This is a genomic window from Microcoleus sp. PH2017_05_CCC_O_A, from assembly GCF_020738785.1.
In the GTDB taxonomy this organism is placed as follows: domain Bacteria; phylum Cyanobacteriota; class Cyanobacteriia; order Cyanobacteriales; family Microcoleaceae; genus Microcoleus.
In genome coordinates, this window is sequence record NZ_JAEQCB010000038.1 from 23,889 (window position 1) to 31,103 (window position 7,215).

The following is a 7,215-nucleotide window of genomic DNA, read 5'->3' on the forward strand; positions in this document are numbered from 1 at the left end:
GCCAGACTGCCCCTGAGCAAGTATACCTCTCTTGAGGGTTTGACCTCAAACTCGAAGTCCAAATCTAACCTTAAACTGCGATCGGTGCAAGAGATTTGATTTCGCGGTCAAACAGCCAGCAGATTAAACAAAAATAGTAATTTATTACCAGACCAGTTAGCTCTGCAACGCCGAAAAAAAACTTAGGATTCTGCCTGAGATATAATTTTATTGCCAGAGAGAAGCAGACTAACGGGAGCTGCTGCTACCGTCAAGTTCGATCGACCTTAATATTTTACAAGTATAAAATTTTACTCAACCCGGCAAAATCAACAATCCCAAACTACCTAAATTTCCCCTGGTTCAAATAAATACTAGCTTACTCGATCGCAATCCGATCGCAACCCGACAGTTAGCCAGTTTAAGCTGTTTCCTTTTTTCCAGCTATTACCAGTTACAGTTATTTCGCTCCGTCTACTTATTTAGGAAATGCCAGTGACACCAAAACTACAGCCATCTCTAACTGAAAACTCCCGTAAAGAATCACCCAAAGTACCCTGGTTCGAGCGGTTCATTGCACTGGTCGCACTAGGAAATTTAAGCCTAGTATTATTTGATATAACTTATGTTCCCGCCCGAAATTTCTACTTCCGGCAACTACCGGTTCTCACCCAAATATACGACCCATTCAAAGGAATTCAACCCCACCGAGACACCCAGAAATATCTAGAAACCTTAGAAGAATTAAAAAAACAAGTAGTGCAAACAGGCTTGCCATCTCCTCAAGTAGCAGCCAAATTGCAGGAAATAAACACTCTGAGCGCGAACATGATCGACGAAGATCCGTTTCGAGTAGCATCAAAAAGTGGGTCCTTAGAAAAAATTAAAGACCGGATGCGCGATCGCACGCCGAATCCGCAGCAATCAGCAAAACAATCATTCAAAACATTCTGGAGCCAAGAGTATTTAAACAAACAAGGCTGGCAACAAGAAATCACTTGGTTTGACGCCAAAATCAAGCCGTTAATCGCCACCAACTATTACCGCACGATCGGAGAAAATGGGGAATTTACAGACAACTTCTGGCAAATCGACCTGCCATTTATTGCCATATTTGCGATCGAATTTCTAGCCCGCACCTACTTCATCAGCCGCCGCCACCGCAGTGTCAGTTGGCGGCAAGCCATGCTCTGGCGGTGGTACGACATCTTTTTGTTCCTCCCCTTCTGGCGCCTGTTGCGAGTATTACCCGTCACCATTCGCATCCACCAAGCCAAAATGCCCGATCTCCAACCCATACGCGCCCAAATCAGCCGAGGTTTTGTCGCCAACTTCGCGCAAGAATTGACAGAAGTAGTAGTAATTCAGCTCATCAATCAGATGCAACAATCAATTACCAGTGGCGAACTAGCAAAACAACTTTTCCAAACTCAAAAACAGCGATATTTAGACATTAATAATATCAACGAAATAGAAGCAATCGCCAGCCGTTTAGTCCAAGTAACCGTTTACAAAGTCCTGCCTCAACTCCAGCCAGATTTAGAAGATCTACTCCGGTACAATATAGAAATATTTCTCAAACAATCCCCAATTTATCAAGGCTTCCAGCAAGTACCCGGACTCGGAAACCTTCCCGCACAGCTAGCTTCACAATTAGTTGCAGAACTGTCAAAATTAGCCACCCTCGGCCCGCAAAATGCCTACGAAGCCTTCAAAATCGCTAGCGAAGATCCTCAAGGCATCCAACTCTCAAACCAGCTCGTCCAACATTTCGCACAAGCTTTAGGAAGCGAACTCCAACAGCAGCAAACTTGGCAAGAAATACAACTATTGCTGTGCGACTTCTTAGAAGAGTTTAAAATCAACTACATTCAGCGGTTGAGCGAAGAAGACTTCGAGAAAATCCTCGAACAAGCCAAACAACTGCAACAGATAGCTCCGCGTTAGGTTGAAATTTCAATTTTACAAACGCTGCAACACTTTAATTATCGAATCGTTTGTAATTTCGGCTAATAGTTTGCCATCAGGACTGACGACTAAACGACTCATTTGCTCTGGCTCTGGATCCAAAACTGCTTCTAGCTCGGCTGTTTGTAGATTCCATACTGTCAGTCCCTTCGGCGTACTACCAATTATAAAATCACGACTGAGGGTTATACTAAATGGTCTAAATATCTCACGAGAAAAGCTTTTTTTGCCTTGATTTTTCCTGTTTTTAAATCCGATAAGCTGTTACGCATTTAAACCACTAACTATCCCGATCCGGGTGCGTCACTCGTGAACACTGACTATACATGGGAAACGCCTGAAAACTGACGCACCCTACAATACCATTTTAAATGCGTAACAGCTTATTTGCAGATCGAAAGATCTTTTTCCTGTTTTTTTGATACTAACTAGGGCTTGCTGAATAAAAGTAGAAAGTTTGCCAGATAAGGGGTTTAAGCTTTTTTTGCTTGAAAAAGTGCAAGTTATAGGATTATAGAGGCTCAAAACCCTTGCAATGAAAGTTGTTAGTTTCTGGCTCAATTTGGGAATGCAAGCAATAAACCTACTATTTTTTAAGCTGTGTAGCCTCGTTTTTCCACTACGTACACTTTTTCAGCAAGCCCTAACTAGGGTCTGCCCATCTGGACTAATGTCATCAAAATGGGTGCGAAGGAGTGAAAAATTGCAATAGGGAGACTTGACTGCATCATGGGAACAGTACATCCGTCTGTGTTGAACAAAAGGGAAGACTTCCCAAGGATCATCTCCCAGAAGAATTAGAGTGGTGGCTGCCAGAATCCATAAGGCTATGCGTTTCCAGTTCCCGGACTTGAAAATTTTCATTAGGTTTCTCCATAACTTCAGAAGCGAACCGTAAATTCTGAGACTTCGCCTCAAATTTTCATCAAATTTTTATTTGGGCCTGACATTCTACCTGGAGAAGGTTCACAACTCTGAAGTAAGGAATAGATGACCATTCAGAGGAGTGGCTATTTTCATCACATCAGTTTGCTAAATATAAGGAGGAAATTTCCATGCTATCGAAATCTTTAAATTCAAGTTCGTTATCGATCGCCCGCTACGGGTCTAGTTTTGTTTTGGGATTAATGTTGTGTACGGCTTCGGCTCCGGTGCTAGCCCACGTTGGGCATAACAGCGAGTTTGCAGGTGGCGATGCGGCTAAGATTATGCAGCCGATCGAAGTTGATGCCAGTAAAGCAACAGCATTGGGAATTAAGACAGAGGCAATCCCCCCTACAACCGATGGAGGTATTCTCAAAGTTCCCAGCACCAGTTTGATTGATGCCAACGGGCAAAAGCTCGTCTACATCCAGGAAGGAACAACCTACAAACCGATCTCAGTTCAGATTGGTAGCGACTCTGGAGATGTGGTGGAAATTAAAGAAGGCAATCTAGCTTCGGGAAATCAGATTGTAACGCAGGGGGCAACACTCTTGTACTCCGAGGCATTGCGAGGTAAACCGCAAGCAGAAGCGCAGGCATCACCCGCTACATCGCAGGCATCACCCGCTATATCGCAAGCATCACCCGCTACATCGCAAGCATCACCCGCTACATCGCAAGTAGAAGCGCAGCCTGCTCAAGGATCGTCACCTTTGATGTGGGTGGGAGGCGCAGGAGTTTTACTGGTGGGTGGATTCGCCGTTTTTGCCTTAAAAGGTCAGGGCAAGTAGAGATTCAAAAACCAAGATTTTTGGTTGTTGTCGATCGCGACTGAGTAAACCTCTCTACTCCGTCTCCTAAAAGCTTGCCTAATGCTATCCAAATTTCATTTTTATGTTAAACGTCATCCCCAAATGGTCTATTGCTCAACGATGGTTAGTGGTGTTCGGGGCGATCGCCCTGACCATCTGGAGCCTGTATACAGTAAGTCGAATGCCCCTCGACGTATTGCCCAACTTTGCGCCACCTCAAGTAGAAGTACAAACCGAAGCCCCCGGTCTTGCACCGGAAGCAGTAGAATCCTTGGTGACGTTACCACTAGAAAGTGCAGTCAACGGCACGCCAGGAGTTGAAGTCGTCCGTACATCGTCAGCCGTAGGAATTTCTGTATTGCGGGTGGTGTTTAAATGGGGCACCGACCCCTATCAAGCTCGTCAACTCGTGGCAGAGCGATTGCAGGACGCGCAAGACCGATTACCCGAAGGGATCGGTACACCGCAGATATCGCCCTTAGCTCCCCCCATCGGGACGGTGATTCAGTATGCGTTCACGTCTGACACTACATCAATCATGGAAGTGCGACGTTTGGTGGATGGCAAAATCAACAATCGCTTGCTAGCAGTTCCGGGCGTATCGCAAGTGCTAGTCTACGGCGGAGACGTGCAGCAGTTTCAAGTCATTGCTAATCCAGAAAAACTTAAGGCGTTGAAGGTTTCTCTTCAGGAAGTCGTCAAGGCGGCAAACGAAGCAAATGCTAAAACCGCCGGTGGATTGTTGATTGACCCCGATCGCGAATTGGTGATTCGAGGCGAGGGACAAATCCAGACGATCGCAGATTTGCAAAAAGCAGTCGTCAAGGTGCAGGAAGGGAAAACCATTCTACTGCGGGATGTGGCAGAGGTGAAGATTGGAGCTGCACTAGCGCGAGGCGATGCCAGTTGGAATCGTCAACGCGCTGTGGTGGTGATGGTGAACAAGCAACCGTTGGTAGATAGTCCCACCGTCACCAAAGCCATCATCGAGGCGATGGAGGAAATTAAACCGGGTTTACCCAAGGATGTGAAGGCAAACGTCACTTTCCGGCAAGATGCCTACATTGACGCATCGGTTGGTAATGTGCGATCGGCTTTGATCGAAGGCAGTTTGATTGTCGCAGCCATCCTGATTCCGTTTCTGATGAACTGGCGGACTCTCTCCGTCTGTTTGCTGGATTTCTTTCTCTCGCTGCTGTTGTCACTTTTGGTGTGTTCCTGGATCGGGCTGGAACTCAACACTATGACCCTTGGCGGATTGGTAGTGGCGATCGGGACAGCAGTGGATGATGCGATCGTCTACTGCGAAAACACCTACCGCCGCTTGCGGGAAAATCGCCTCTCGCCAAATCCCAAGCCACCAATGGATGTGATTTTTGAGGGTTCTCAGGAAGTGCGCGAGTCGCTGATTGGAGCCACGTTAATTGGGATTATTGTCTTTTCACCGATTTTCACACTTTCTGGCGTGGAAGGGCGCATTTTCACCCCAATGGGCATTGCCTACTTGGTGGTGGTAGTCATCTCCAGCCTGGAATCGCTGATTGTTTCGCCCGCACTGTGTGCCATTTTGCTGCCCCACAAACGGATGAAGACGACAGAACCATTCCTAGCACTGTTTTCCAAACGAGTTTACCATCCGTTGCTAAAGTGGGCGATGCGTCGCTCTACCTTAATTTTGGGATTAGCTACAGCATCAATGGTAGCGTCGATGCTGATTGTGCCGACATTAGGACGAGATTTTCTGCCAACGTTCCAGGAACGATCGCTGATGAATGCGATCGCCCTTTATCCCGGTTCCTCACTGGAAGCAACCAATCGCGTCGGGTTAGCGATTCAAACTGCGCTGAAGGATGACCCCCGGTTTGAATCAGTACAACTGCGATCGGGCCGTGCTCCGGGCGATCCGGATGCAGCATCGGTGAACTTGGCACACTTGGACGTGGAACTAAGTGAAGAGGCGATGAAAAACCGTCCTGCGGCGATTCAAGCCTTGCGCGAAGTATTGGGTCAGTTTCCGGGAGTTGCTGGCAATGTCGGTGGATTTATCAGTCACCGGATGGATGAAGTGTTGTCGGGTGTGAGAAGTGCGATCGCGATTAAAGTATTTGGCAACGACTTACAAGAACTCCGCCGCATTGGAGAACAAATCGAAACGACAATGAAAGACGTGAAGGGATTAGTAGACCTTCAGCTTGAACCCCAAATTCCGATCCGTCAAGTACAAATTCAATTTAACCGAGATGCAGCCGCCCGCTACGGATTGACGATCGCCCAATTGTCAGATTTCACCGAAACAGCCCTGAATGGTCGAGTGGTTGGTCAAGTGCCCGATGGTCAACAGTTGGTCGATGTGCTGGTTTGGGTCAACGAATCTGCCCGTCGCAATCTCAACACGATTCGCAACCTGCAAGTTAATACTCCAACTGGTCAAATCATCCCGCTTTCGGAAGTGGCAAAGGTTGATTTTGGCAAGGGGCCGAACACGATTAACCGGGAAAATGTCTCGCGTTTAATTGTGGTGTCAGCTAACGTACAGGGACGCGATGTTGGTTCGGTTGTTGATGATATTCGCGCCAAAGTTAAGCAATCGGTGCAACTGCCCCAAGGCTACTATATTCAGTACGGCGGACAGTATGAGTCGGAACAACGGGCTGCTCAAAACTTCCTAATTTTCGGAATATTAGCGGTGGTGGCGATCGCAGTATTGATGTACTTCACGGTAAAATCCGTTCCGGCGATGCTGATGGTGATGGTCAATTTACCATTGGCACTGGTTGGCGGTGTCATCTCAGTGCTGCTAACGGGTGGCGTTCTCTCTGTTCCTTCAATGGTCGGCTTTGTGACCTTGTTTGGTGTGGCGACGCGCAATGGATTGCTGCTGGTAGACAACTACAACACCAAACTTGCCGAAGGAATGCCACTTTCGGAAGTAATTGTAGAAGGTTCGATGGAACGGTTGCTGGCGATTCTGATGACAGCACTCACCTCGGCATTGGGGATGATTCCCTTGGTTTTAAGCGGTGGTGCCGGTAAGGAATTGTTGCAACCATTGGCGATCGTCGTCCTCGGCGGACTCTTTACCTCAACCGCTCTCACTCTACTGGTTCTACCTGCATTGTATGCTCGATTTGGCAAGTTTCTGATCCCTAAACGGATGATGGAAACAACCGAGTTGAGAAACTATGGTATTGAGCAGACAGCAACGAAAGAAGTAGGCTAATAACAGTTAACAGTTAACAGTTAACAGTTGACTGTTAACTCAGTTAACTATTTAAACAATACCGATGCAACCGGAAACAATATGATATCAAATCCGGTAGCATCGTCCTGTATTCATCTCCCTATTCTCTCTGTGTCCTCTGCGCCCTCTGCGGTAAAAACATTCCGATCCAAAATGTTGGATAAATTTCGAGAATTCGTATATGTTTGTTAGCGGGACTTAAACAGAAAATACGATAAAAATAGGTTATAATGCTTACATAGCAAGCAGATAACGTTAAAAAATGACCCATGAAAGAGACAACCCCTGCCG

Annotated in this window: 3 protein-coding genes; all 3 read left to right on the top strand. The window is 46.7% G+C overall.

The window, feature by feature from the left end:
- The first annotated feature begins 474 nt into the window (after window positions 1-474).
- The 3 genes from JGK20_RS11080 to JGK20_RS11090 all read left to right on the top strand — a co-directional run bounded on the left by JGK20_RS11080 (window position 475) and on the right by JGK20_RS11090 (window position 6,903).
- Complete coding sequence (locus JGK20_RS11080; RefSeq protein ID WP_325315545.1) at window positions 475-1,926, top strand: hypothetical protein; 1,452 nt, start codon at window positions 475-477, stop codon at window positions 1,924-1,926.
- Window positions 1,927-3,002: 1,076 nt separating this feature from the next.
- Window positions 3,003-3,662 carry a hypothetical protein gene (locus JGK20_RS11085; RefSeq protein ID WP_293230442.1) on the top strand — a complete coding sequence of 220 codons (660 nt, stop codon included), beginning with the start codon at window positions 3,003-3,005 and terminating at the stop codon, window positions 3,660-3,662.
- A gap of 103 nt (window positions 3,663-3,765) precedes the next feature.
- Window positions 3,766-6,903, top strand: coding sequence for an efflux RND transporter permease subunit (locus JGK20_RS11090; protein WP_293230445.1), 3,138 nt, complete (start codon window positions 3,766-3,768; stop codon window positions 6,901-6,903).
- Window positions 6,904-7,215 lie beyond the last annotated feature (312 nt).